Below are 26,364 nucleotides of genomic sequence, written 5' to 3'. Positions count from 1 at the left end.
TTATCAGAGCCATAGCTTCGGAAACATGCTACAATCAAGGATAAAACAATGGAAAATAGTGACTAGTTTAGAGGAGCTGTTATCAATATGAGTAGGGACAGGACCATGAACCGAATTCGCAATTATGAGGAGCGGCTGCTAAACGCATGGCCGACTCTTCAGACCTTTAGTCTGGAGGGCTGGCAGCTACGGTATGGCATGGGCTACTCCAAGCGGGCCAATTCGGTGCAACCGCTGTATTGGGCGGGGGACCTTGCTCTTGAGGCAGCCATGGATCAGGTTGAGGGCTTCTACCAGCAGAAGGGTCTTCCCGTTATCTATAAGATTACCGAAGCATCCGAGCCGAAGGGGCTAGATGCCGTATTGGCGGGCCGGGGCTACGAGCAGGTGGATCTGGTAAGTGTGCAGACTGCAAGGCTTGAAGAGCTTCCGCTGCCGCGGCATTCCGATGTCGTGATTGAAACCGGGCTGACGGAAGCATGGCTCGAATCGTTTTGCCGTATGAACCCGAGCCATGCGCGGCACCGGGATTCCATCAAGGTGCTGTTCCGGCAGCATTTGCTGCCTTGCGGCTATGCGGCTATACGGCTGGAGAACCGGACGGTCGCCTGCGGACTGGCAGTTCTTCAAGGAAGCGGCGTCGGCATCTTCGACATCGTGGCGGATCCGGATTACCGAAGACAGGGCTTGGGCGAATCGCTGCTCCTCCATCTCCTCGGGTGGGCGAAGCGGCAGGGAGCGCAGGAGGCATACCTGCAGGTACTGGCGAATAATACGGCAGCACGGAGACTGTATGCCAAGCTGGGCTTTCAAGAGGCTTATCAGCAGTGGTACCGGGTGAAATCCAGCTGAGGCCGGCACCTCAAGCGGCGACCCCTTTATTTTTGTGACCCCGTCATATGACCGATGGCACTAAGTAGCCGTGACGTTTTCTTAGTAGAGTGGAAGCAAGAAAACGGCAATGGGGGAACAGCAATGAATAAGCTGGGAACGACGCTGATAATGGTACTGCTTTTGCTAATGGCAGGGGGGCTCTTGTGGCAGAAGGGCTGGACGGGCGATGCGGCCCGGGTAATGGATCAGTCTTCGCAGCTGAATGCGGAGGGGGTTACCCGCATATCGATATCGTCTCCGACGATCGATGTGATCTGGAGGCAAGGGTCGGATGACCGGATTGGCCTTCGGCTGTACGGAAGCATTAAGGAGGAGCAAAGCCGCCGGTTTCGGGTGGAGAAGCAGGTGGTCCAAGGAGAGCTGCAAATTCAAGTGCTGGACGAACGAGGGTGGTTCGAAGGCTTCTACAGCAGCCCCGATCTGGAGGTTACCTTGCCTAAAACGACATTTGAGCAGCTAAGGACGGTGACCCGATCGGGCGATGTGACGGCGGAAGACATGATAACGGGGAAGTTCCAGATCCAAACTCACAAAGGGGATGTGGAGCTGAACGGCCTTACTGCGGAAGCGCTGAAGGTGGAGACGGATTCAGGCGATGTGCGGCTCCGGCGGCTGGAGGGCAAGGTGGATGTGCACACAGCTGCCGGAGATGTGGAGCTGCTTGCCGCCGACCTGAAGCAATCGGTGAATGTGAAGACGGCAAGCGGCGATGTTACCGTGAAGCTTATTACCACTCCGTCGGCGTTACAGCTGGATCTGGAATCGGTATCCGGAGATGCGGTCCAGCGGCTGAAGGGGCTGCTTTTTACGGAAAATACCAAGTATCGCATTCTCGGAGGCATCTCTACCGGCGGACCGACCCTGCGTCTGTCCTCGACTAAGGGTGACATTACGGTGCAAGAGGACTAGAATGATGGAAAAAGGAGGCTTCCGGCCTATGCTTGAGCGACGCGAATGGCACTGGGTGGATTGGGCGCTGTTCTCCGTGTATACAGGACTGACGGGTCTGATGATCTTGATGCTGTTTACCCAGGAGGAGCGAATGGGCTCGCCCGATCCCGGTCCCTTCCTGCTGCTGATTCTGGCTTGTTACGCGCTTCCGCTTCTATGCTGGAGGCCGCGGTTCATCCATAGTGACGGCTTTGCCTTTCTGCTCTTATTCAGTAGCGGCATTCCCGCCGTATATTACAGCTACCTCAATAAAGCGGGAATCGGACTTATTCTGCTTCCTACGATTATTGTGGGATATTTGGCCAAGAAGAGAACCTTGGTCTGGACGCTGCCGGTTTACTTGATCGCCATTCCTATTACCATCAACATGGCCGCCGATAAAATGCAGCCTACCGACATCGTCAGCCGAATGTTCGATTACTGCCTGATGTACGGCATCGGTTATGCTTTGCAGCGGATCAAGCAGACCAATGAGCAAATGAAGAGCCTTCTGGAGGTCAATCGGAAACATGCCGAGCGCATCGAGCAGCAGAACCGGACACTGGAGCAGTACGCGAAACAGGTGGAGCGCATTACGCTGCTGGAGGAGCGCAACCGAATGGCACGCGAGCTTCATGACACGGTCGGCCATACGTTTACCTCCGTCATCATGGGGATGGATGCGGTGTCCTACCTGGTGGAGCAAGCGCCGGAGAAGGCCAAGGGGAAGCTGGAGGTGCTGCGCGGCGTCATGCGCGGCGGACTCGATGAAGTGCGGCGCAGCATTCATCAGATAGCACCGGACGGGGCGGATGACTTCCTGCTGGAGCAGCTGAAGCGGTTAGCGGAGGAATTCGCTTTGCATACGGGCACCAAGGTGGACGTGACGGAAGAGGGGCCGGAGCCGGAGTTGTCAGGACATGCGAAGCTGACGCTGGTCCGCTGTCTTCAGGAGGCGCTGACGAATGCCAAGCGTCACGGACAGGCGCGTCATGTGAAGGTGGGACTTCGCCACGAGCCGCTATGTACGGTGCTGACGATAGAGGATGACGGGGTCGGCATGCCGCAGGTAGCCCTCGGCTTCGGGCTGAACGCCATGAAGGAACGGCTTCAGGCGCTTGGGGGCGGCATTTCCGTCAGCTCTCAGGTCGGCAAGGGGACGAGCGTTCACTGCACGGTGCCGCATAACGAAACAACAAGCTTACAGGAGGCGCTCTAGGTGACCAACAACATCCGAATTATGCTGGTGGACGACCAGGACTTAATCAGGGAAAGCCTGCATATCGTGCTGGATATGGATCCGGAGCTGAGCGTGGAAGGGCTGGCGGAGAACGGCCAGACGGCCGTGGAGCTTGCGCAGCACATCCGACCGGATGTCATCCTGATGGATATCCATATGCCTGTGATGGACGGTGTGGAGGCTACTCGGCGGATAAAAGGGCTCCTTCCGGAGACAAAAATCATTATTCTCACCACATTTCAGGAAGTGAATTATGTGGTGGAGGCGCTAGCTGCGGGTGCGGAGGGCTACCTGCTCAAGGCGATTCATCCAAAGGAGCTGGCGGCCGGCCTCAAGTGGGTGCATCGCGGCGGAACGCTCATCCCGCAGGAGATCGCCCTGCTGCTGGTGAAGCAGCTGAAATCGCCTCAGGCGGAGCCAGCCGCTGCGGTCTCTGCAGCCGTACCGGAAGAGAGGAGAAAGCCGGAGGAATACGGGCTGAGCGAGCGGGAATTTCAGGTGCTGAAGGCGATATCCGAGGGGCTTAGCAACCGGGAAATCGCCGGCAAGCTGTTTCTATCCGAGGGGACGGTGAAAAACTACATCTCCAGCATCTACGCCAAGCTGGACGTACGCGACCGTTTACAGGCCTCGCTGAAGGCAAGAGAGGAAGGGATGGTGTAGTTGAAGGGAGAAGCTCCCGAAAGGCAGAGCAAAGAGGCAGGCGCAATTCGCGACCTGCCTCTTTACTTGCGCCTGCTTAGCGTTCGGATTCCGCGTTTTCGTTGGTACGCTCTATAATCTCGTTCACCTCACCGGTATCCCCTTGGCTGTTGATCCATTCAACCAAGGCCATGATATCATTGCGCGGCTCGTCGGAAGCATTTTCTTCGCGATTAGGCAATCCAATCATCTCCTCTCTTGGCACTTAGAGCTGATGCTTAGTCGTAGTATGCCCGAGAGGGGCGAGGCGTCATCACCCGTAAAGCGCACTGCGTAATTCTGCGGTCATCTGCTCCACCAGCTCCGGTCTGCCGTGAAACTGAGCAGGCGTGTTCTGAAACAGCTGAATGCGCCAAGCTCCTTCCGAAATGGCGGCAATCACCGTGTGATGTGTATTTACCTTCGGGTTGAGATCGCTTTGGCCTGGCGGTATCATGCCTGCAATGGCCCGAAGGATGGCGACTTCGGGAGCGGGAAAGCGGATCTCCTTCACGATGCTCACGAAGGCGGCGGTTGGGTGATGCTCAAAGATTGGCGCCAAATGGGCATAGATCTCCTCGCGCCCGATCGATTGGCTGCCGTCAAAGCCGATGCTTTCCCCATCCCGTGAGAATAAATCTGCCATCCCCCGGGCGTCGCGGTGATTCCATGCTTGGATCAGCCGGTCGTACATGTCCCTCACAACAGTATAGGCTTGTTCCATGTCGTCTTCTCTCCTTCAAACTGTGCTAGACCCACACTGATAACCGTTTCTCCAAGTCCTCGGTGCATGACATCGCAGCTCCAATGTTAAGTAAACTTCCCTAACCCCTGTTGACCTACGTAATGTTATATCCCATCCAAGGTGACCAGTATTCTGCGATAATGCCGTACGGGCGGACGCCGCCGGATTGCCGGGAGTAAAAATAAAAGAGGAGCAACTGCCGAAGCATGCTCCTCAAGATATTTCCGTAAAATGATATGTCTAGATGACTCCCTGAGCAATCATGGCGTCAGCTACTTTGGTAAATCCGGCAATGTTCGCCCCGACCACAAGGTTGCCCGGGTGCCCGTACTCCTCAGCGGCAGCAACGGAGCTTCTATAAATATTTTTCATGATGGCATGAAGCTTATCATCGACCTCATGGAAGTTCCAGGAGTAACGCATGCTGTTCTGTGACATCTCCAGTGCGGATACCGCCACGCCGCCCGCGTTGGCCGCTTTGGCCGGTCCGAAGAGAACGCCGGCTTGAAGAAAGACATCAATGGCCTCCAGGGTTGAAGGCATGTTAGCTCCCTCGCCAACCGCCTTCACGCCGTTGGCAACCATCACTCTGGCAGAGACTTCGTCGATCTCGTTCTGGGTTGCACTAGGGAGAGCGATATCGCATGGAATCGACCAGATGCCGTCACAGCCTTCATGGTAGCTGGCGCCCGGATGCTCTTTCACGTATTCGCTGATCCGCTTGCGCTCGACTTCCTTCAGTCTGCGAACGGTGTCGAGTTTGATTCCGTCTTTATCGTAGATATAGCCGTTCGAATCGCTGCAGGCAACGACCGTGGCACCGAGCTGCATCGCTTTTTGCATAGAGTAGATGGCGACATTACCGGAGCCGGACACCACAACGGTGCTGTCTTCAAAGCTCAAGCCCTGTGCCTTCAGCATTTCGTTGACGAAGTATACGCAGCCGTATCCGGTAGCTTCCGTACGGGCAAGACTGCCTCCGTAGATAATGCCTTTCCCTGTCAGCACGCCGGCCTCGTAAGCGCCGCGAATTCTTTTGTACTGCCCGAACATGTAGCCGATCTCCCGAGCGCCTACGCCGATATCGCCGGCAGGAACGTCGGTATCCTGTCCGATGTACTTATACAGCTCCGTCATGAAGCTTTGAGTAAACCGCATGATTTCGTTATCGGACTTGCCCTTCGGGTCGAAGTCGGAGCCTCCCTTACCGCCGCCGATGGGCTGGCCTGTAAGCGAATTTTTGAAGGTTTGCTCGAAGCCCAAAAATTTAATAATGCTGGCGTTAACGGACGGGTGAAAGCGCAGCCCGCCCTTATAAGGGCCGATGGCGCTGTTGAATTGCACGCGGAAGCCTCGGTTGACATGGGTTACGCCCTGGTCATCCACCCAAGGCACGCGAAACGTAATCAGGCGCTCCGGTTCGACGATGCGCTCCAGAATGCCGTGCTGCCGATATTTGGGGTGCTTGGCTATAACGGGAATCAACGACTCCAGAATTTCCTTTACCGCCTGATGGAACTCGCTTTCATGGGGATTTCGCTTCACTACGGTTTCGTACACACTTTGTACATATTCCCTGGCTGACACTTCTGCCGGAATGATCGTTTCGAGTTTTGTCACAGTAACCGTCCTTTATGCAAGATTTGGTCGAAAGCCGACCTTACTAGTAGTTTAATTTTTGCATAATTTTACGGTTTGTCAATAAAAAATTACATGTTATGTAAGGTCACGTCGCCTGGTAAAATGGCCTCCAACGCATGTTATAAAGTCTAATGCGCGGAGGGCTCGTTCTGCAGCCACTCCTTCAGAGCGATGATGGCCAGCGTACGGTCATTCGTTCCGATTTTGTTATAAATGCTGCTGACGTAGTTTTTCACCGTACCCTCGCTCATGATGAGCAGGTCGGCAATCTGTCGATTCGTCTTGCCCTCAAGCAGGAGCAGAATGATGCTTTTTTCCCGGGTGGTAAAGGCGGGGTTGTCCGTTTGTCTTCGGCCTGCTTCCAGACGGGCGTGGGTGGTCTGACTGACGCGTGAGATCCGAGCGGCCAGCTTGGCGGCAATGACCGAGGGGAGCATATAATGACCGCTGACGGCATCCCGGATGGCGTGGATGAGCCGGTCTCCCGGCATATCCTTCAGCAGGAAACCGGTCGCCCCGCCGGCCAGCGCATCCACAATATATTCATCCTCGCTGAAGGTAGTGAGAATTAGCACTACGGTGTCCGGGTAAAGCTGCTTAATTCTCTTCGTACATTCGATGCCTGTCATTCCGGGCATCTGGATATCCATCAGGATGAGGTCGGGCTGCAAGGAGCGGACAAGCTCCAAGGCTTGCTCCCCGTCCTTGGCCATTCCCACGACCTTCATATCCTCTTCTAGGCTGATGATGGTTTGCAGCGCATCGCGCATCAGCGTCTGGTCGTCTGTAATGAGAATGTGGATCATAGGCAATCGTCCCCCATGAGCAGTATTACATCAAAGTATACGGGGGAGCCCCCGTTTATACAATGAAGTAGGGACAGATTGTGACCGTCACTTCCGTCATATATGACCGGTGGCTTACGGCTGCTTCTGCTTATAGATACGGCGAAACTTGGCATAGGAGGTGACCCGCCAAGGAATCACATATCCGAGCGCAACCATCAGGAAGAGAGCGCCGAGCGTCTGCTGATCCAATTCGCTGAAGTAGTTGCGCAGACCAAGCCGAATAAGCAGGATACCGACCAAAGCAATGATGAAGCCTTTATTTTGAACGGCGTAGATATTACCGTCTTCTCGAACCTCATATTGCGTGGTCCATATGAGCGGAACCGACAGCAAGCAGCCGACTGCCAGTGCGGCAGCCAGCTCCCATATTGGGGCTTGCACGGCAGGGTTTGCGATCAGCGGTAGCGTAGGCAAAAGGAACAATAACGGCAGCAGAAGCCGCAAACCGCGTCCCCGGATCGGCCTGCGCATCGATCGGGTTCTTCTCCAAAGCACGAGACCGGCTACGACAACAACCATAATATACATGGATGAATCCATAGGGTTACCTCTCTTTTCTTCGTTTTTATAACAGGTGTAGTGTAAACCTTATTTGACAGCAGTTCAATAGCTCGCATAAAGGAAAGGTGAGGGACAAGCTCTCTATCTCGTTGCAATAGCTCATCCACTAATAGTAAACTGAAAATGGTGAAGACGGAGGGTGGATAGCAAGCGATGACATGGTTGGATCATTTACGAAGCTTATCGTGGGAAGATATAGAAACAATACTTAACCATTATGAAGCGTTAGGGCCGATTCCCGGGGTTCTGGCTCCGATGATCGAATCTTATTTGCCAATTTTACCTTTAATTGCCATTCTTGTTGCGAATGTGAATGCGTACGGGCTGGTCGAGGGCGTCCTGCTCTCATGGGTCGGCGTCGTCATAGGGGCGATCAGTGTGTTCTGGCTCAGCCGCCGGTTCGGTGGCAGACTGCGGAGCTTCATTGAGCGGAAATACCCGCAAGCCCAAAGATGGATTCAGTGGGTGGAGCAGCATGGCTTTACGCCGATCTTCCTGCTGGCTTGTTTCCCGTTTACGCCGTCATTCTTCGTTAACGTGGCCTCGGGTATCTCCCGTGTGCCTTTCCATACGTTCGCAACGGCGACCCTGCTGGGCAAGGGGGTTATGATCTTCCTCGTATCGTTCGCGGGGCAAGATGTGCATAAGCTGTTCGAGCAGCCTTGGAAGCTGGGGCTGATCGTCGTCTTTTTCGTGCTGATGTGGTTTGTGGGACGGAAGGTCGAGACGAGGTATATGAAATAAAAGTAGAGGACTCCGTGGGCAGCCGCGGGGTCCTTTTTTGCAGGCATCCTTGGGAAGGGGAAACTTTTCTTATGGCGAAACATTCCTTAGTAATACCTCGTCGGATCAAGTATGATTAAGGGATTGGTATTCGACCATTGGAAAATAATACGTCAGGAGAAAACACAGCTATGTGGAAAAGCCGTAATGTATGGATTATATTGACCGGCGAGATGATCGCCGGGTTCGGGCTATGGATGTCGATTATTGCCAATTTGGAATTTATGCAGCGGTATGTACCGTCCGACTTCCTGAAGTCCTTGATTTTATTTACCGGGCTGCTTGCGGGTGTTCTGTTCGGGCCATTGGCCGGGAGGGTTATTGACTCCGTCAACAAGAAGCACATCCTGCTCTATTCCGGTGTAGGGAGGCTCGTCAGCGTATCCTTCATGTTCGCAGCCATTCATTATGAGTCGGTCTGGTGGATGGTGCTGTTCGCAGTGGCGCTGCAAATTTCCGCCGCTTTCTACTTCCCGGCGCTGCAATCGCTCATTCCGCTTGTAGTGGAGGAGAGGCAGCTGCTGACCATGAACGGCGTACATATGAACGTTATGACCATCGCGAGAATCATGGGTACCGCCTTGGGCGGCTTCATGCTTACGGTGATGAGTTTATCGTCACTGTATGCCTTATCGTTTGCGGCTTATGTGCTGCTGCTGGTGTCCACCTTTTTTTTACAGGTGAAGGATGGGGAAGGCAGTCTGGCGGGGAGCCCGGCCGGGGCTTCCAAGCCCAAGGGGAGCTTCAAGGATGTGATTCCTGTGCTGAAGGAGCTGCCCGTGCCGATGATGGTGCTCTGCCTGACGGTCGTACCGACGCTTTTCATCGGAGGGTTCAACCTGCTGGTCATTAATATCAGCGAGCTGCAGAATGACCCCCAAATTAAGGGCTGGCTGTACGCGGCGGAAGGAACGCTGTTTATTCTGGGCGGCTTCTTGGTGAAGCGGCTGTCCGAGAAGCGGGATTTGCTGAAGCTGCTATTTTTCTTCGCCTTCGTCGTAGCCTTCGCCCATTTATCGCTATACTTCAGCAACTACGCCCCGGCTTCGGTGGCTTCGTTCGCGGTGTTCGGGCTTGCGGCGGGGTGCATGTTCCCCGTGGCGTCCACGCTGTTCCAGACCCAGGTTCCCCGGGAGTATCATGGCCGCTTCTTCTCTTTCCGCAGCATGCTGGACCGGGTGTTATTTCAAGTCATTCTGCTGGGGACCGGGCTGTTCCTCGACACGATCGGTCTGCAGCTTATGGTGCTGCTTTTCGGCGCCTTGTCACTGGGGTTGACCATTTACTTCCTGTACCGGCAGCGGAAGGCAGGGGTGATGCATGTGTCAAAGGAGTCTGGCGTTCCTGCCGAGAAGGCGGGGTAGATCGCTGGGTGCAGAAAGCAAAGCTGAAGCACAAGGGCAGGTAGAAGAAGAGGAGTCTGGGCGAAAGAGCCTAGGCTCCTTTTCTTTGCAGCTGACGATCATGGACCCGGCTTAGCAGGAGTGCAGCTAGTAGCAATGGTACAGCGATTTACGCATGAATTGGTTCTTTTACTATATCCAATTCCCTTGTTTAATGAAGGTATACAAACAAAGAGAGGCGGGGTTACCTATGGCATTGGAAATGAGAGAAAACTGTGAGAAATGTGCGGCCAAGCATCTTCCCAAGGATGCGGTTGCTTATATTTGTACGCATGAATGTACCTTTTGCGAGGAATGTGCGAAGGGTATGCATTATGTGTGCCCGAATTGCGGGGGAGAGCTTGTGAGGAGGCCCAAAAGCATCGGAAAGCCGGTCAGCTGCTCGCTTAGCTGAAAAATTCACAACCGTAAACAAAGAAAACCTAACGTCATCGGCTGAGTGAGCTGGTATCATGGGAGGGGCTTTTCTTCAAGATAAGCCGATTCACCCATTCGATATCGAAAGAAGGTTGCTTCCTTGAATACGGCACTCAGCGGTCAGGCGAGCAGGGAAACGGCGGGCTTCGGGTTCCTATCCAGGCCTCTCCTCGCGATGTATATCGACACTTTGCTCATGGCCATCGGCTTCTTCATGCTGGTGCCCTTGCTCGGCGTACATCTGATGCACGAGCTGGGCTGGAGCGCCGCCTCCGCCGGTGTCGTGATGGCCATCAGCGGCTTCGCCCAGCAGGGCTTCAAGTTCTTCAGCGGGATTTTTGCCGACCGCATCGGCTACAAGCGGGCGATCCTGATCGGCGTGGCCGTAAGGATCGCCGGCTATGCGTTGTACGGTATGGTCAGCCATCCGGTCATGTTCGCCCTGGCGGGCTTCATTTCAGGTTTGGCCGGAGCGATCTTCCATCCCGCGAGCTATGCGGCTTACGCCCGGCTGTCCTCCGACTCGATGAAGCAGCGCATTTTTGGCTTACGCGAGATGCTCAGCAATGTCGGCTTTATTCTAGGTCCGGTTATCGGGATGCTTCTGATGAAGCTCAGCTTCGCTTTCGTCTGCTTCGCATCGGCTCTGATGTTTGCCGCAGCCTTCGTCATCTCGTGGCGGTTTTTGCCGGACATGAAGGGGGAGCACAAGCCGGCGCCCATTCTCACGACGTGCAGCAAGCTGCTTCAGGACAAGACCTTCCTGCTGTTCAACGTGTTCGCCATGGGACTTTGGGCGCTTCAAGTTCAGCTGTACCTGGCGGTGCCTGTTCGGGCGGGAGAGCTCCTGCCGGATGCTGGCATGGTGGCGTACCTATACATGAGCGGGGCCATCTTCATGGTGCTGCTGCAGCTTCCGCTGGTCAAGCTGCTGCAGGACAAGCTCCGCCCGAGCCGCATCATGGCGTACGGGGCCGTCATGTTAGGATTGGGCCTTCTGGCCATCGGCTTTTCGCAGGGTTTATGGACCTTACTGCTTGCGATCCTTCTTTTTACCCTGGGTCAGATGGTCACTATGCCTTTCATGAATCAAATGATTTCCGGCTTCGCCGATAAGCAGCTGTTCGCCACTTATTTCGGCTTTAACGGGATTGCACTGGCAGTCGGAGGCATGTTGGGGAACACAACCAGCGGAGCACTCTACGACTATGCGCAGGCACATCCCGGTCTCCAGTGGCTGCCGTGGGTCGCGCTTTGTGCCTTTGGCGTGACCCTGGCACTGCTGCTTATTCGGTTGGGGGGGCGGTTCGATCCCCCAACCGCAGAAACCTAAAAAACCGGCTTCGGCCCCTCTAGGATGAGGAGGCCGAGGCCGGTTTGCCGTTTGTCAGCTTATGAACCAGATACGGCTCAATGGCGGCGACGGGAAGCGGTTTGCTCAGCAGGTAGCCCTGAATCACATCGCAGCTGATCGATCGAAGCAGAATATACTGCTCTTCGGTTTCCACACCTTCGGCTACGACGGTCAGCTGCAGCGCATGCGCCATATCTACCATTGCTTTCACGAGGGTGATGTTCGTCAAATCCTGCTCAAGATCTTGAATGAAGGACTTGTCGATTTTGAGAACATCGAAATGAAGTCTTTTCAGATAGGAGAGTGCCGAATGCCCTGTTCCGAAGTCATCGATCGACAGCAGAACCCCCAGATTGCGAAGCTCCTCTACAAGCTCCTCCGCCGCGTCGAAATGGCGCAGTCCTACGCTTTCCGTCAGCTCGATCTCCAGCATAGCGGGAGTCACGTCATATCGCGACAAGCAAGCTTGGATGAATTGGGGCATTGAGGGATGATAAAGCGTCTTCGCGGACAGGTTAACCGCAATCTTGACCGGCCGGCCAAAGCGGCGAAGCCAGCGTGCACTCTGGGCGCAGGCCTCCTCAATCACCCATTCGTCAATCTCTGTAATCATGCCGATCTCCTCGGCGACAGGGATGAATTCCTGCGGGGGAACGAGCCCCCATTGCGGATGATTCCAGCGGACGAGCGCCTCCAGTCCGGCCAGCTGGCCGCCGCGGCAGCGTACCTGGGGCTGGTAATAGACCTCGAGCTGGCCCTTGGCCATCGCCCCGCGCAAGCTCTGCTCAAGCTCGAGCCGGTGCGCCAGAGCTCCATGACTATCCGGGAGGAAGCGCTGAAAGTCGTTCTTGTTTTCCTTGGCCGAATACATCGCCGAATCGGCGTTCCGCAGCAGCGTATCCAGGTCGTCGCCGTCCTGCGGATAAATACTGATGCCGATGCTTCCCGTGACATGGAGGTCATGCTCATCGATGTGGAAAGCGCGCGCAAGCTCTCTAAGGATGCCTGATGCTACCTTGGCTGCCTCCTCCGACCCTTGAAGCTGGGGCATCATGACCGTGAATTCATCACCGCCCAGCCGAAACACCGTATGATGGAGGCGAACGCTGTCCTGCAGCCTATGGCTCGCCTGGATCAGCAGCCGATCGCCCATTTCGTGCCCCAGCGTATCGTTGATTACCTTAAAGCGGTCCAAATCGATGAAAAGCAGGCCGACTTGCTCCCCTTTGCTTTTGGCTTCCTGCAGTGCCGCCGTGAAATTCTCATGAAAATGATGACGGTTCGGCAGTCCGGTCAGCATGTCGTAATGAGCGAGAAAGGTCAGCTTTTCTTCCGCTTGCTTCCTTTTGGTAATATCGGTGAAGATCGCTACATAGTTACTCACCTGATCCTGCGCATCCTTGACCGCTTGGATTGTCAGCCATTCCGGATACAGCTCGCCGTTCTTTCGCTTATTCCAGATTTCCCCCTGCCAGCTGCCGGTTTCGTGGATCGACTTCCACATGGCTTGGTAGAAGGAGGCGGTTTGGCGTCCGGAATTGAGCAGGCGCGGAGTTTGTCCAAGCGCCTCCTGCTCGCTGTAGCCCGTTGTGCTCGTGAAGGCAGGGTTTACGGACAGAATCATTCCCTTCGTATCCGTGATCATAATGCCCTCATGCGAGGTTTCGAAGACGCGGGCGTGCATCCGCAGCTTCTCCTCAACCTTCTTGCGCTCCGAGATATCCGAGAAGATCCCGACATAATTGGAGATTTCCCCCTTGGTGTCGGTCACAGCGTTGATGATGAGCCATTCCGGGAAGACCGTTCCATCCTTCCGGCGGTTCCAAACCTCCCCTTGCCAGCCCCCCGTTTGGCGAATGGATTCCCACATGGCGCGGTAAAATTCCGGGGAATGCTTCTTCGATTGCAATAGGCTCGGCGTATGTCCGTAAACCTCTTCCGCTGTATAGCCGGTAGTCCGGGTGAAGGAGTGGTTCACGGCGATGATGCGCGAGCTCGCATCGGTGATCAGAATGCCTTCCAGCGACGCTTCGAAAACGCGGGCATAAAGCCGGTAATGTTCCTCGGAGGCGCGCAGCCGCTTCTCCTCCAGCAGCATTTTCCGGTTGTATCGTTTCACTATGTAGAAGAAAAACACGGCATTGATGATAAACAAAAGAAAGCGGAGCACAGCCCCGATCTTCAGAATGTCTTTGCCGTGATAAGAATAATGGTCCACAAGGAATTGGATGAACGGGTTGGCGATAAACAGAAGAAACACGTTAGAGAGCACAAACAGAATCGTCACCGAATCGACGGCTGGAAATCGTTTGGGGTTGATGCGCTGCATAGGAAGTTCCCACCTTTAGCTCTCTTTTGTCGGCACGTACATGAGTAGGCATGAAATATTGTAAAGCTTTAAGTGCAGGGCCGCTGTGATAAAAATCACAGGGCATCGCCGGTTAACCCTAGGGGGGATTGCCATATTTCCCCGCAAAATTGTGACCAATACTCCCCGCAATTGATTAGTACCTTAGCAGAGGTGAGGGTCTTTAGCGTCCTGTTTCGGTCCTTTTCTCTATTGCTGGGCTAAGGGATGTCCTCTATACTAATTTCTAAAAGTCTTGTATGAACATAAAGGAGATTCCGATGACCTTATCCCGCGTAGCCTCTCGAGGCAAACGTCCGAAGAAGAAGCCGCCCGTACGCGCTTTCGCCATAATCCTTGCCCTAATGGGCGTCCTGGCTGTGCTGGGGTTTGTCATCTTCAACGGTCTTGACGGTCAAGGCCCAAAGACGCAGACGGCTCCGGAGGCGGCGCCCGCCGCTGTGAAGACAGAGGGGGCTGCTGAGCTTAAACCGACCTCCGTCCGGCACGAAGTTACGCTATGGACACCACCGCGTGTGGATGCGGAGGCAATTGAGCTGACGTTCCAGTATGCAGCCCCGCAGGAGAGCTCCATTCAGGTGCGCCTGCAGGTGAAGGCCGAGGGGGCTGCCGCTTACAAGGAGGCCGCTCTGCAGAACACCCCGGACAAAGCGGCTGCCGGCAAGCATGTCTACTCGGCTACATGGAAGAAAGCGGAGGATGGGGTGAAGGCTGGGGACAAGGTGGATCTGAAGCTGTCGGTCACTGCCGGCGAAGCGCCGGCCGCGGAATATGAGGTGCGTAATGTCCGCTTCCAGTCCCGCGAAGTCCTCAGGCAGCAAGTACAAAATTACCTGATCTATTACGGCGACTGGACGGACACGCTGGTGGACGAGGTTCGGCAGAAATACCAGATGGTCGTACTCCACACCCAAAGGCAGATCACGGCCGAACAAATTCAGCGCTTGCGCGGAGGCAAGGATCCGCATGACGCTTCCCAGGCGGTGCTTGTTCTGGGCTACCTCTCCGTTGGGGAGGACCTCCGGACGGCCGGCATGACGCCGGAGGACATGAAGAAGGATTCGCGCTTCGTCCTGGACGGGTCCGGGCCCGCAGCGGATCCGCGGCCGGGAGCGCCTTATCCGGACGGAAGCAATATACCGGAAGATACCGATACTCTGGGCAAGATGACCGGGGGTGGATATGCCCCCTTTTATCTAAGCGAAGGCAGCTCGGGTAAGGCTGCCGAACCGGAGATCAGCCGCATTAGCAAGGCGGCGTTCGTCAATCCGGGTCATCCGGCATGGCTGGAGGCGCTGAAGACAATGACTAAGGCGAAGGACCGGGTGTCCGGACTGAGCGAGCTGCTCGGACGGAAGGAGGGAGCCGGGTACGGCTGTGACGGCTTGTTTCTGGACACGCTCGATATCGCAGCTCCGAACTCCTTCACTGACGCGTCCGGCGCAAATCCGAGAGAGTTTGAATGGACGGCAAAGGGGACGCAGGAGCTCCTCCGAAAGATCCGAAGCGAGTATCCGGGCTCGCTTCTGCTGGCGAACCGCGGCCTCTTCTTTTACCATCCGGATCTGGAGGCTTACCGATATACGCTTCGGGGCATCGTCGACTTCGTGCTTTATGACGGCTTCAAGCTGGATAGTGGAGGCGGGCAGTGGTATCAAGAGGCGATCTTCCACGACAACAAATACAATTACGGGCAAAAGCTGCTGGCCGAGGCGGATCGTCCCGACGGCTTTAAGGTTCTCAGCCTGGGGTATGCCGAAGGTCCCGACGGTGATGCGGCGAAAAAGGCGCTTCAAGGAGACCGGAACACGGCGAGGGACATGCTGCTGGACGATCTGCTGGAGGCGGCGTCGCTCGGCATGGTGCATTACAGCTCAAGTGCAGAGCTTACCGAGGTGAACGCCTTTGCCTTGGAGCATACGCCGAAGGAGCCGCAGCCTCCCGTGTGGGGCAACACGAAGACCCCGGCGTTCGGCAAGCCGTTTGCCGCGCCGCGGGAGGGAGCCCAGAAGCTGGAGCGGCGCGGCAAGGACGTGTACATCCAGTGGGATGTGGCTCATTCCAATGCAAGGCCGGTTGGTTACACGCTTTATGTGAAGGAAGGAGAGACCTTCCGATTCAATAAGGATTTGGCGGAGCAGAGTCAAGCGGTCGTCCATCTTCGCCCGGAAGTCCCGTCCGATTACGCGGGCCGGGGGGAACGCGCAGGACGCTTCCCTTATGAGGCGAAGGTGGAGGGGCTTATTCCAGGCAAAACGTACTTCCTCGTCATCCGGGCGAAGAACGCAGCCGGTCAATATGAGGAGAACCGGAAAGTGATGCGTGTAGTGGCGCCGTAGCATACCAGGAGAGCTGCGGCCCTTACCTGGAACCGGAAACAAAGAAAAGCCTGAGGCGTGAGCATGATCCACACCTCAGGCTTTAGCTATGTTTTACTCGGCAAGGGCTTGAAGTTCCTGCTTCCCGTCCCTACGATTTGTACTGTAGCCTTTACCGTCACTTTCACGTTGGGAAATTCCTCTCGCCAATTCATCTGTTTCCACCGGTTCAAGCCAATGGAATTTCTAACATAACGACCGATTCCAAGATTATCGACACGGTGGGTTTGCTGTTGCTTAATGATCGCTGCCGCCCTTCTCTCGAATTGCTCCTCCAGCTGCGCTTCAACGGCATGCTGTTCTTCCTTCTTGCTAAGATCGTGCCCCCCGTAATACTCCAAAACATACCCCTTAAGGCTGATAGCAACCGTCACCTGGATCGGTTCTTCCCGCTGCGCAAGTACTTCGATCTTTCTCTTGTTAGCTATGAAGCTGAGAACCAACCGTTCTTGCTTGGAGGATTCGGGCTCCTTCCAATTAAAGCTGATGTCTCCGTGCCGGTATCGATCCATCATCGAGAGGAACACCCGGGTTTCCGGCGGGTTAATTCGAGTAATATACCGATCGTCCTGGAACAAAGCGATCCCGCTGACCATGAAAAAGTCTTTCGTTTTCTTAATGATAGGCATGATCGGATCGATGCCGTCATCGTAGTAGTCCCGCGTGAATTCATGGAGCGTCGTCATGGGGATTGTGTTGAACTGGTGTTCTTTTTCCATCATGGTATGCAGGAAAGAGTCGATCTTGGCATCGTGCTTGAACTGAGCGGAGAGAAAGTCCTTACTGCTGCTGCCTTCCACCATCGTAAGTTTGACACGGTTTCCAATCTGGGGATCGCGGAGCATGGAATCGGATATTTTGTATATTCCCTCGCGGGCGATATCCTCATTATAAAGAATCGTGCGCAGCTGGCCGCTGACGATAATCCGATCGGATCTTCTTGAAAGATAAAGCTTCGCTTCCTTGCTTGAGGAAGCGGTTGTGCTGATGGCCTCTCGCCGGTCCTCTCCATCCTCTGAAATATGCGGCCCCGATACGGTTACGACGATATTGTTCGGTGCATCGAGGCCAAGCTTGGCATCCACTTTGTCATAACCTATCGTTTCGACCGTTAATAGCTTCTCAATCACCAATTGGTAGGAGCAGCCTCCGCATAACATCACTGCTATCACAGCGGAGATCCAGGCACTACGGTTGTTCATGGCTTAGGTTCCTCCTGAAAAGCACGATAAGAAGCAAGAGAATGCAGGGAACCAGGCAGGCTACGGCGCTCTCCAGCGTAAAGATCTGCTTCAGCCAATATTTGGTTTCCTGTTCCCCTTGGACCATGGTTGACAAGAGGTAAGAGCCAAGGAGAATGATGAATGTCCTCCAAAAATAAGAAACACGCGGTGTAAGTCGTTCGAAGGTTTCCAGGGCAATCCAGTAATACATGCAGACGGTAACCAGCATTTTCAAGAAGAACACGCTGAGAAGCAGGGTTTCAAGCCGCTCCACGAACGGTGCCCGTATATACTGAAGCATGCTGATGACAGGATAATAATCGATCTTTATCTGCTCAAAGCAAAAGAAGCCGAAGTTCGTAAAGGAAACGATCAAATAGATACCTGTTGTGAACAGGTTTCCGTACTGAAGTGATTTGGCGAATTTGGCTTTGCGATCGACATAGGGAAACAGGAATAGAAAGATTTCAAATCCGAGAAAGGCTCCAAACACGCTCAGCTGGCCGCTGAAATCAAATTTGCCCAATTGCATGAAATAGGGCGTTAGCCTAGTGAAACTGAAGTGGGGAATGACATACAGCGACAAAAAGATCATCCAAACGGAAAGCAGGAAAAAAATCGTCGTTGCCTTAACCATATTGTAGATTTTCTTGGATAGCATGAAGAACACGATCAACATCATGGCGATCAGTAAGTAATCCTCCGGGACCGTTGGAAAATTATACAGCTGTATCAAAAGGACATATTCCTTTGATATCAATACGCCGATGAAGGACCAGACGATAACGAATAGCGTGTAGATCGGATACAACAAATATTTGCTCATCATTCGTTCCATAAGCTCAAAGATTCCAAGGCCCCCCCCATGCTTGTAGATGAGGGTAATCACATAGATGACCAGCGCGCTGGCCGCCGAAGGCAAGACCAGCATCACCCATCCGTTCGTACCGTAGGTCTCTGCAAGCAATCGGGGAAGGCTGAGCAGGGTAATGCCGGATTGAATCATGTACATTAAGAAAAACAGATGATAATGGTGCAGCTTTTCGTTGTTCATGCTTGCTCCTTACCGCTTCATTCTCATTCGAACCCGATTCCTCGACTTCGCTTGAGAAGGCCTTGTTGTCATCCACTTCAAGCCTGTTCTGATCAATGTATCCTTCCAATCCTTCAGCCTTAGCGGTGTGAGAGGAACAAGGTAGGACGTGCCTAGGCTCGTTAAACTCGATAAGTGAATCACCAGAATGCAAATGCCAAGGATGATTCCGTAATTGCCCAGAATGCCTGCCATCAGGATGAGGCCGAAACGGGCGAGACGGATCGATCCGCTCAGAACATAGCTGGGTATGACGAAGGAGGCCAGTGCGGAGATGGCAACGACAATAATCAAGATATTGCTCGTGAAGCCCGCCTGAACTGCCGCAGTGCCTATGACAATACCGCCGACAATACCGATGGTCTGTCCGATCTTGCTGGGAAGACGGGCGCCGGCCTCTCGAAGCAGCTCTATCGTAACTTCCATAATGAGCGACTCCAATACCGGCGGGAAGGGGACCCTTGCCCGGGACTTGGCAATGGAGCTGATCAGATCCTCCGGAATCATTTCGTAATGAAAGGAGGTCAGAGCAACGTAGAACGCGGTAAACATCAGCGATATCACCACAGCAAGCAGCCTCAGCAGTCTCGTTGCGCTTCCCAGCAGCCAACGCTGGCTGTAATCGTCTGCAGACTGGAAGAAGTCAAAGAAGCCTGTCGGTGCACAGAAGGCGAAAGGGCTTCCGTCACAGATTCCGACGATTCTCCCCGCAAGAAGCTTGGAAATCGCCACATCAGGCCGTTCCGAGGTCAGAAATTGCGGGAATAACGAATAGGCATTATCGTCAATCATCTGGATGAGAATATTTGTGTCCAGAACGCCGTCGAACTCAATATCCTGCACACGGCTTTTTAAATCATGTAAAAGCTGTTCGTTGGCGATGCCTTCGATATAGAGCAGGTGTACCTTCGTTTTGGTGACTTCTCCGACCTTGAACTGGACCACCCTCAGCTTCGGACTCTTCAGCCGGGACCGGACGAGGGAAAGGTTGGTGTCGGAATCCTCCGTGAAGGAATCGTGCGGACCCGTGATGACGGTTTCCGTGTCCGAGTTGCTGACAGGTCTTGCTTTGGTGCCCGAGACATTGACAAGATGGACCCCATCCGCGTGGAAGACGGCGCAATTCCCCTCTAGGATGAGCTCGGTAACCTTCTCTGGCTCTTGACAGCTTTGGTAAATCCCTCTTTGAAAGAGGGAGACAAGCCCATCGGGAGTATCCATATGATGCAAGGGACTGTAGACATGAAGCTCCATGAGCTTCACATCCACTAGACCGTGGAAAAAGAGAAGGGTGATCCCTAGCTCGGGCAGAGATTGTTGGCTTAGGTCGGAACAATCTCCGAATTGGTCCAAGACATCCTGAAGCATGGATATTGCGCGCATAACGTTCACAATCACCCTTCATGTGTGTTGCTAAATTTAGTATTTGTTAGAAAAAAGGGTTTATGCGGTAAAGACCATAAGAAAAAAAAGCGGCGAAAGTTCGCCGCTTCTACGGATGGTCCGTATCGATGGGATCCGCCGAAAGAAGGTCTGCATCCTCAGGGCCTACTTCCGTCTGCATGGCTGTCTCGTTATGATCCCATGCCTCCGTATCTTCGGCGGAGCTGTCTGTCTCGAACAGAGCTTCGGGATCCGCATCATCCAGGAAGTCGATCTGGTCAGGGAAGCTGGAGCGGATGAATTGCGCGGCATCCGCATGCTTCTGGAAGAAGTTCTGCACAATGGTCATCTCATCGTTGTACGGGTACTCTTGCTCCTTGCGGTTCTCTTGTTGTTCGCTCATCGGTAGGGTACCTCCTCCAAGTTGTGGGCCGGTCTTCCCGGTCCTCTTCCATCTGCTGTTACCTTGCACTCTATATCATCCGCACTCTGTTCCATAATCATACATACATGGTGAACAAGCAAAGGCCTCCCTGCCGTACGTCGTGAGACGTGAGAGGAGGGAGGCCCTTGCCGGTTCCATATTTATTTTTTTACATCAAATGAGCTCTTCAGCGACACGATCCGGTTGAATACCGGCCGCTCGGCTGTCGTATGCTTCGGGTCTACGTTAAAGTACCCATGGCGGAAAAACTGGAATTTCTCTTGCCCTTTTACGCCCGCCATGTTTTCCTCTACATAGCCTTGAAGCACCTGAAGCGAATTCGGATTGATCCGGTCGGCGAACGACTCGCTGTCCGGATTGCTGTCATCCGGCACGAGAGCTTCGTACAAGCGGAATTCCGCAGCCTGCGCCCGGGAAGCTTCGACCCAATGGATCGTGCCCTTCACCTTGCGTCCCGTGAAGCCGGTGCCGCTCTTCGTCTCCGGGTCGTAGGTGCAGCGCAGCTCGATGACGTTGCCCGCAGCATCCTTGATGACTTCCTCGCACTTGATGAAATACGCGTGCTTGAGGCGCACTTCGTTGCCGGGATATAAGCGGTGGTAGCCCTTGATCGGCTCCTCCATGAAATCGTCCTGCTCGATATAGATCTCGCGGGAGAACGGGATTTGGCGATGGCCCATTTCCGGGTTCTCGCTATTGTTCTCCGCCTCCAGCATTTCGACTTGCCCTTCCGGATAATTGGTGATGACGACCTTCAGCGGCTGCAGCACCGCCATCGTCCGCAGCGCCTTCAGCTTCAAGTCCTCGCGGACAAAATACTCCAGCTGGGCAAAATCCACCGTGCTGTACGCCTTGGACACCCCGGTTTCACGGATAAAATTGCGGATCGCTTCCGGCGTAAAGCCGCGGCGGCGTACACCCGAGATCGTCGGCAGGCGCGGATCGTCCCAGCCATCAACGATACCGTCCTCCACCATTTGGCGCAGGTAGCGCTTGCCCATAATCGTGTCGGTCAGGCGCAGCTTGGCGAACTCGTATTGATGCGGAACGTTCGGCATCTCGCACTCCTGTACGACCCAGTCATACAGCGGGCGCTGATCCTCGAACTCCAGCGTACAGATGGAGTGGGTAATGCCTTCAATGGCATCCTCGAGCGGATGTGCATAAGCATACATCGGGTAGATGCACCATTTGTCCCCGGTATTGTGATGGTGGGCATGGGCGATACGATAAATGACCGGATCGCGCATATTGATGTTCGGCGAGCTCATATCGATCTTGGCGCGGAGCACCTTCTCGCCGTTGCCGAATTCGCCCTTGCGCATGCGCTCGAACAGGTCAAGATTCTCTTCTACGCTGCGGCCGCGATATGGGCTCTCGGTACCGGGAACCGTAAGGGTACCGCGTGTCTCGCGGATTTCATCGGCGCTGAGGTCGTCGACGTAGGCCTTGCCTTTTTTAATAAGAAGAACGGCCCGGCTGTACATTTCATCGAAATAATTGGAGGCGAAAAATAACCCGTCCCAGTCAAAACCGAGCCATTTGACGTCCTCTTTAATGGCGTTTACGTATTCCGTATCTTCCTTCAGCGGGTTGGTATCGTCAAAACGAAGGTTCGTTCTGCCGCCGAATTCATCTGCAAGCTCGAAGTTGAGGATAATCGATTTGGCGTGACCGATGTGCAGGTAGCCGTTCGGCTCCGGCGGGAAGCGGGTGACGATTTCCTTCACTTTGCCTGATTTGAGATCTTCCGTCACGATGTGCTTAATAAAATTAGAGGATGAGGAAGGTGCCGTTTTTGTCGTTTCCACGAGAGATCAACCTTTCTAGGGACAGGAATTGATTACCACTTAGCATATACCAAAAGAGGCCTCTTTACTCGCACCGCGGGGGTGCCGCTGAAAAAACTTATTCCTTCCATAGTATCAAATTGAGTTGCCTGAGGAAAGTCCTTCGGCCCTTAGAGGAAAAGAATTGTACTGCAACAAAATCACAGGCAGTGTCGTTTAGGGTAGAGAGGCATTACCTTGATGCGATGGGACTCTTTCAAGAGCTTGCTCCTTAGGGCCTGATCTTGTGTCTGAAAGCCCAAGAAATGCGCCGCAGGCCAATTCGATCCAGATTTAACAAATTATATAAAAGCGCTTCCAATATCCTCCTTTCGGAGGGAGTGAAAGAGCCCTTTCCTATTGCGAAAGGCTCTTTTCCCTATTTCCAGAGTATGCCATTGGACAGGGATTGCGAGTGTGGGAAGCACTAGAAAAAATATTGTGAACATTCCGTCTCCAGATGCATGTCGATTCATGACCGTCAGAGGTATGATGTGAACATCGAATCAGATTCCCGCGACAAAATTCGCAGGATCTCGATAAAGGCAAAGCCGGTGAAAACCGGTGACGCAAAGCTACAGGGGCTACCGCGTGATAACGCACGCTACGCCAGCCAGCTACCGAAAGACGACGGGTTTTGTGCACGTTTTTTTCTGCACCCCTCCTTTCGGGTCGACCGCAAAGGCAGGGGATTTTGTTATACAGAGAGGAGGGTCGACGGTTGATGATGAAGCTGGTTAACCGGGATACGGGAGAGCTGCTGGCAGGGCAGGTCCGAATGGCGCATACGTTCATGCAACGGCTGCGGGGACTCATGTTCACCAAGACGCTGGAGCCGGGGGCCGGGCTTCATCTGCAGCCCTGCCGACAGGTCCATACGTTTGGGATGAAGTATGCCATTGATGTACTGTACTTAAATGCTGAAGGGCGCATCATAGCCATGGATCAGGCGATGACACCGGGTAAGGTCGGAAGACTGTATTCTGACGCCGTCTCCGCGGTAGAGCTGCCGGCCGGGTGGCTGGGGCAGACACAGACCAGGATTGGACAAGCTGTGCGATTTGAAGCCCGCTAGAACTCACCTAAGATTGGGCAGGACCATGGGCAAAAACCAAGAAAAAGGAGAGGTTTACTTATGTTGAACAAATTGAAGGCGTTGGTGAAGGACGAGCAAGGACAAGGGATGACAGAGTATGGCTTGGTGCTGGGGGTTATCGGCGTTGCCGTAGTAGGAACGCTGTTTCTGCTGCGGGAGGAAATTCAAGAGATCTTCACGGACGCTCTGACGGATGTCCAGAGCCGTGACCAGGCCCCTGCTCCTGCTGCACCGTAAAGCACGGCCTGCAAGGAAACGCGCTGCAGCTCCTCTCCGTGGTTCGATACTTCGAACCGTTGAGGGACGGCGGGGAGCGGCAAACAAAGGGTCTGACGCTTCGGCTGCCGAATCGCAGGCCCTTTTTTTATCGAAGGCGTAATTCGCCGGAAGGGGGGCTTTCCAGCATGGTGATCAATGTGCTGTTACTCACGGTGCTTGCGGTCTGTGTCGTGACGGATCTTCGCAGCCGGAAAATTTACAATCACGTTATCTTTCCCGCCCTCATGGCTGCGTTCGTGCTGCATGCGGCCCACGGCGGCTGGGCGGGCATCGGCTTTGCGGCGGCAGGGTTCGCAGTTGGACTCAGTGTACTACTGATTCCTTATCTGCTGGGCGGTATGGGGGCCGGAGACGTCAAGCTGCTTGCGCTGATCGGCGCCTGCAAGGGAACGTCGTTCGTCCTGACCGCTTCTCTCAGCATGATGTTGTGCGGCGGTCTCATCGCGCTGATGCTAATCGTAATTCATAAGGAGGCTTGGGCTTGGGCCCGTTATCTGGTCATGGCCTTCTACAGCTACCGGTATGGGGTGCGGCTTACTCTAAAAGGGAAGATGGATGCCCTTACGACGACTTACCCTTATGGGATTGCTATTGCAGCAGGGACGTTCGTCTGTTTCTGGTCGACGAACGAGTGGGGGAACGTGACATGGCTGGTGATGTAAAGAAAACCAAGGGACATCATTGGCTGCACGGTCTTCTGCGGAACCAGCAGGCCCAATCGCTGACCGAGCTTGCGCTGCTGCTGCCGGTGCTGCTGCTGCTGGCCTGCGGAACCCTCGACTTCGGACGGTTGCTGTACGCTTATCTGCATATGAATTTGGCTGCGCAGGAGACGGTCCGGCAAGGGGGGCTTGGCAAGACAGATGCCGAAATCATCGCCTTCGCACGGAATTATGTCCGACTCGGCGGCAGCGGAAATCTTCAGGTACAAATTTCCCCGACGCAAACGAATCGGAAGTCCGGGCAATTCGTGACGGTGACGCTGCGGTACCCGCTGCCCTTCATGACACCGGTCATATCGAAATTTCTGCCGTCCCCCGTGGTGTCAGCCCATTCCACCATTCGAGTAGAGTAAGTCCATGTCCACCATAAAAGGAGGAAGCTTGATGAGAACGAGAGGAATAGCGCTCGTGCGTCAGCAGGAGGGCAGCTCGCTGGTGCTGGCCGCCCTGCTGCTGGCGGGTCTGCTGGCAACGGCGGCGCTGGTTGTGGATGGCGGGATCCTGTTCGTGACCAAGAGTCATCTGCAGAAAACCGCCAATGCCGCCGTGCTGTCCGGCGCTCAGGAGCTGACCCGCACGCAAGAGCAGGTAAGCGGCGTCATGCAAACGGTGCTGCAGAAGCACGAGGAGCACACCCATGTGCAAAGCACGAGTGTCACGATGGGACAGAAGGTCAGCGTATCGCTCCGCAAAGAGGTGCCGCTGGGCTTCGCCCGCATGTTCGGCTGGGAGCTGGCGCCGGTACAAGCCAAGGCGACGGCCGAGATCGGTGTGATGGGGAGCGCCGTCGGAGCGGCACCGCTGGGCATCAATGAGAACATCCCGCTGGAGTACGGGAGAGTCTATAAGCTGAAGGTAGACCAGACGCAGGTCGAGGCCGGTAATTTCGGTGTGCTGGCGTTAGGTGGAACGGGAGCCTCTACCTATGAGGACAACCTGAGACGAGGCTATAGCAGCGAACTGAAAATCGGTACGGTGATCGACACGCAGACAGGTAACATTGCCGGGAAAACGAGAGAAGGCGTGCAGCTTCGGTTGGATGAATGCCCGTATCCTCCAGGCGAGACGCATCACCGGGACTGCCCGCGGATCCTGCTGATTCCCGTTTATAGGGAGATCGAATCCCAGGGCAATCAGTTGAAGAATGTGATGATTACAGGCTTCTCTTATTTTTACATCATGGAGCCGATGAGTGCGAACGATACGTCCATATCCGGAATGTTTATCCAAAGGGCGGATACGGGAATCGTTGATCCTGGCGCGGTATCGCGCGGAGCTTACGCCATCAGACTGACAGAGTAGGTGACCGAAGAGGATGAGAGCGAAACTGATCTTGATTGTAGCCTTGATCATGGGGCTGGCGACGACTTTTTTATTCGCCAAATATATGAAGCGGTTCGATATGGTGTCGGAAGCGAATGTGACGCTGATCGAGGTGGTATCGGTCAAACAGCCTGTGAAGGAAAATACCCAGCTGAACTCGTCCATGCTGCAGGTCGTGCAGGTGCCGAAGATGGGCGTTCATCCGCAGACGGTTATGACCCTGGCTGAGGCGGAGGGCAAGATTGCGGCGGCGGATCTGCATCAAGGCGAGGTGCTTCTGAGCGGGCATATCCGCGATACAAAGGCGGAGGCGCTTCGGGTAGCTCGCAAGGTACAAGAGGGCTACCGGGCGGTATCAGTCGGCGTGAACTTCGTACAGACGGTGTCCAACCTGATCGAGCCAGAGGACCTTGTGGATGTGATCCTGTCTACGACAGACAAGAACACCAATGTCGTAACCACCATGCTGCTGCTGGAGAAGGTGCGGGTGCTGGCGATCGGAAGGCGGATGGTGGAGGCCGATAAGGATACGCCCTATGCGGAATATAGCTCCGTTACCCTGGAGCTGAAGCCGCAGGAGGCGGTCACCCTGGTGAATGCCGATGAACGAGGCAACATTTCGCTGGCGATTCACACGAAGGTCAATGCGCCGGCACCGCCAACCCCCGGAGCCGCGGCTCCGGCACCCGCGCCGGCCAAATAGCGGAAGCGAACGGAGATCATAAAGG

Annotated in this window: 26 protein-coding genes and 1 riboswitch; of the genes, 15 read left to right on the top strand and 11 right to left on the bottom strand. The window is 54.5% G+C overall.

Going from position 1 to position 26,364, the window contains the following annotated elements:
• Positions 1-105 precede the first annotated feature (105 nt).
• The 4 genes from QMO62_RS17780 to QMO62_RS17765 all read left to right on the top strand — a co-directional run bounded on the left by QMO62_RS17780 (position 106) and on the right by QMO62_RS17765 (position 3,727).
• The gene (locus QMO62_RS17780; RefSeq protein ID WP_284642942.1) at positions 106-852 is read left to right on the top strand and encodes a GNAT family N-acetyltransferase; all 747 of its coding nucleotides are present in this window, start codon (positions 106-108) and stop codon (positions 850-852) included.
• A gap of 123 nt (positions 853-975) precedes the next feature.
• Positions 976-1,803, top strand: coding sequence for a DUF4097 family beta strand repeat-containing protein (locus tag QMO62_RS17775; protein WP_284642941.1), 828 nt, complete (start codon positions 976-978; stop codon positions 1,801-1,803).
• A 28-nt stretch (positions 1,804-1,831) separates the two neighbouring features.
• Positions 1,832-3,043: a sensor histidine kinase gene (locus QMO62_RS17770; RefSeq protein WP_284642940.1), complete on the top strand. Its 1,212-nt coding sequence runs from the start codon at positions 1,832-1,834 to the stop codon at positions 3,041-3,043.
• Positions 3,044-3,727 carry a response regulator transcription factor gene (locus QMO62_RS17765; RefSeq protein WP_284642939.1) on the top strand — a complete coding sequence of 228 codons (684 nt, stop codon included), beginning with the start codon at positions 3,044-3,046 and terminating at the stop codon, positions 3,725-3,727.
• Positions 3,728-3,803: 76 nt separating this feature from the next.
• Here the strand turns inward: QMO62_RS17765 and QMO62_RS17760 are convergent, their stop codons facing one another.
• From QMO62_RS17760 to QMO62_RS17740, 5 genes are all read right to left on the bottom strand, one after another.
• Positions 3,804-3,947 (bottom strand): hypothetical protein, encoded by a 144-nt coding sequence (locus QMO62_RS17760; protein WP_284642938.1) that lies wholly within the window; start codon positions 3,945-3,947, stop codon positions 3,804-3,806.
• Between the two features lie 72 nt (positions 3,948-4,019).
• Positions 4,020-4,469, bottom strand: coding sequence for an SgcJ/EcaC family oxidoreductase (locus tag QMO62_RS17755; RefSeq protein ID WP_284642937.1), 450 nt, complete (start codon positions 4,467-4,469; stop codon positions 4,020-4,022).
• Positions 4,470-4,730: 261 nt separating this feature from the next.
• Positions 4,731-6,110 (bottom strand): NADP-specific glutamate dehydrogenase, encoded by a 1,380-nt coding sequence (gdhA, locus tag QMO62_RS17750; RefSeq protein WP_284642936.1) that lies wholly within the window; start codon positions 6,108-6,110, stop codon positions 4,731-4,733.
• Between the two features lie 149 nt (positions 6,111-6,259).
• Positions 6,260-6,937, bottom strand: a complete 678-nt coding sequence (locus QMO62_RS17745; RefSeq protein WP_284642935.1) for a response regulator transcription factor — start codon at positions 6,935-6,937, stop codon at positions 6,260-6,262.
• A 114-nt stretch (positions 6,938-7,051) separates the two neighbouring features.
• On the bottom strand, positions 7,052-7,519 hold the full coding sequence (locus QMO62_RS17740) for a cytochrome c biogenesis protein CcdC (RefSeq protein ID WP_284642934.1): 468 nt from the start codon (positions 7,517-7,519) through the stop codon (positions 7,052-7,054).
• A gap of 174 nt (positions 7,520-7,693) precedes the next feature.
• Between QMO62_RS17740 and QMO62_RS17735 the strand changes: the two genes are divergently transcribed.
• The 4 genes from QMO62_RS17735 (at position 7,694) to QMO62_RS17720 (ending at position 11,476) form a co-directional block, all read left to right on the top strand.
• Positions 7,694-8,284 (top strand): TVP38/TMEM64 family protein, encoded by a 591-nt coding sequence (locus QMO62_RS17735; protein ID WP_284642933.1) that lies wholly within the window; start codon positions 7,694-7,696, stop codon positions 8,282-8,284.
• A gap of 170 nt (positions 8,285-8,454) precedes the next feature.
• Positions 8,455-9,687 carry an MFS transporter gene (locus QMO62_RS17730; RefSeq protein WP_284642932.1) on the top strand — a complete coding sequence of 411 codons (1,233 nt, stop codon included), beginning with the start codon at positions 8,455-8,457 and terminating at the stop codon, positions 9,685-9,687.
• Between the two features lie 154 nt (positions 9,688-9,841).
• Positions 9,842-10,120 (top strand): DUF1272 domain-containing protein, encoded by a 279-nt coding sequence (locus QMO62_RS17725; RefSeq protein WP_348651708.1) that lies wholly within the window; start codon positions 9,842-9,844, stop codon positions 10,118-10,120.
• 123 nt (positions 10,121-10,243) lie between these two features.
• The gene (locus QMO62_RS17720; protein WP_284642930.1) at positions 10,244-11,476 is read left to right on the top strand and encodes an MFS transporter; all 1,233 of its coding nucleotides are present in this window, start codon (positions 10,244-10,246) and stop codon (positions 11,474-11,476) included.
• Positions 11,477-11,495: 19 nt separating this feature from the next.
• Here QMO62_RS17720 and QMO62_RS17715 read toward each other — a convergent pair whose 3' ends face one another.
• Entirely contained in the window at positions 11,496-13,826 is a 2,331-nt protein-coding gene (locus QMO62_RS17715) for an EAL domain-containing protein (RefSeq protein WP_284642929.1), read from the bottom strand.
• 278 nt (positions 13,827-14,104) lie between these two features.
• Here QMO62_RS17715 and QMO62_RS17710 point away from each other — a divergent pair, with 278 nt between their 5' ends.
• Positions 14,105-16,204 carry a fibronectin type III domain-containing protein gene (locus QMO62_RS17710; protein ID WP_284642928.1) on the top strand — a complete coding sequence of 700 codons (2,100 nt, stop codon included), beginning with the start codon at positions 14,105-14,107 and terminating at the stop codon, positions 16,202-16,204.
• 86 nt (positions 16,205-16,290) lie between these two features.
• On the opposite strand, the gene QMO62_RS17705 is transcribed toward QMO62_RS17710, so the two are convergent.
• The 5 genes from QMO62_RS17705 to QMO62_RS17685 form a co-directional block, all read right to left on the bottom strand.
• Entirely contained in the window at positions 16,291-17,445 is a 1,155-nt protein-coding gene (locus QMO62_RS17705; RefSeq protein ID WP_284642927.1) for a Ger(x)C family spore germination protein, read from the bottom strand.
• Positions 17,432-18,520: a GerAB/ArcD/ProY family transporter gene (locus QMO62_RS17700; RefSeq protein ID WP_284642926.1), complete on the bottom strand. Its 1,089-nt coding sequence runs from the start codon at positions 18,518-18,520 to the stop codon at positions 17,432-17,434. Before QMO62_RS17700 ends, QMO62_RS17705 begins: the two co-directional genes overlap by 14 nt.
• A 9-nt stretch (positions 18,521-18,529) precedes the next feature.
• Positions 18,530-19,927 carry a spore germination protein gene (locus QMO62_RS17695; RefSeq protein ID WP_284642925.1) on the bottom strand — a complete coding sequence of 466 codons (1,398 nt, stop codon included), beginning with the start codon at positions 19,925-19,927 and terminating at the stop codon, positions 18,530-18,532.
• Between the two features lie 124 nt (positions 19,928-20,051).
• On the bottom strand, positions 20,052-20,345 hold the full coding sequence (locus QMO62_RS17690; RefSeq protein ID WP_284642924.1) for a hypothetical protein: 294 nt from the start codon (positions 20,343-20,345) through the stop codon (positions 20,052-20,054).
• A 182-nt stretch (positions 20,346-20,527) separates the two neighbouring features.
• Positions 20,528-22,198 carry a glutamine--tRNA ligase/YqeY domain fusion protein gene (locus QMO62_RS17685; protein ID WP_284642923.1) on the bottom strand — a complete coding sequence of 557 codons (1,671 nt, stop codon included), beginning with the start codon at positions 22,196-22,198 and terminating at the stop codon, positions 20,528-20,530.
• Positions 22,199-22,750: 552 nt separating this feature from the next.
• A riboswitch (cyclic di-GMP riboswitch) is annotated at positions 22,751-22,841 on the top strand.
• A 99-nt stretch (positions 22,842-22,940) separates the two neighbouring features.
• On the opposite strand from QMO62_RS17685, the gene QMO62_RS17680 reads away from it, so the two are divergent.
• The 6 genes from QMO62_RS17680 to cpaB all read left to right on the top strand — a co-directional run bounded on the left by QMO62_RS17680 (position 22,941) and on the right by cpaB (position 26,339).
• Positions 22,941-23,291, top strand: coding sequence for a DUF192 domain-containing protein (locus QMO62_RS17680; RefSeq protein WP_284642922.1), 351 nt, complete (start codon positions 22,941-22,943; stop codon positions 23,289-23,291).
• Between the two features lie 60 nt (positions 23,292-23,351).
• On the top strand, positions 23,352-23,549 hold the full coding sequence (locus QMO62_RS17675) for a Flp family type IVb pilin (RefSeq protein ID WP_284642921.1): 198 nt from the start codon (positions 23,352-23,354) through the stop codon (positions 23,547-23,549).
• Between the two features lie 167 nt (positions 23,550-23,716).
• Positions 23,717-24,253 (top strand): A24 family peptidase, encoded by a 537-nt coding sequence (locus QMO62_RS17670; protein ID WP_284642920.1) that lies wholly within the window; start codon positions 23,717-23,719, stop codon positions 24,251-24,253.
• Positions 24,238-24,666, top strand: coding sequence for a TadE/TadG family type IV pilus assembly protein (locus QMO62_RS17665; protein WP_284642919.1), 429 nt, complete (start codon positions 24,238-24,240; stop codon positions 24,664-24,666). The genes QMO62_RS17670 and QMO62_RS17665 overlap by 16 nt, the downstream gene beginning before the upstream one ends.
• A gap of 31 nt (positions 24,667-24,697) precedes the next feature.
• A complete protein-coding gene (locus QMO62_RS17660; RefSeq protein ID WP_284642918.1) occupies positions 24,698-25,615 on the top strand; it encodes a pilus assembly protein TadG-related protein in 918 nt (305 codons plus the stop codon).
• Positions 25,616-25,628: 13 nt separating this feature from the next.
• The gene (gene cpaB, locus QMO62_RS17655; protein ID WP_284642917.1) at positions 25,629-26,339 is read left to right on the top strand and encodes a Flp pilus assembly protein CpaB; all 711 of its coding nucleotides are present in this window, start codon (positions 25,629-25,631) and stop codon (positions 26,337-26,339) included.
• Positions 26,340-26,364 lie beyond the last annotated feature (25 nt).

The sequence above is a fragment of the Paenibacillus silviterrae genome (assembly GCF_030167925.1).
In the GTDB taxonomy this organism is placed as follows: Bacteria; Bacillota; Bacilli; order Paenibacillales; family NBRC-103111; genus Paenibacillus_G; species Paenibacillus_G silviterrae.
This window is presented reverse-complemented; position numbering and strand designations above follow the sequence as displayed.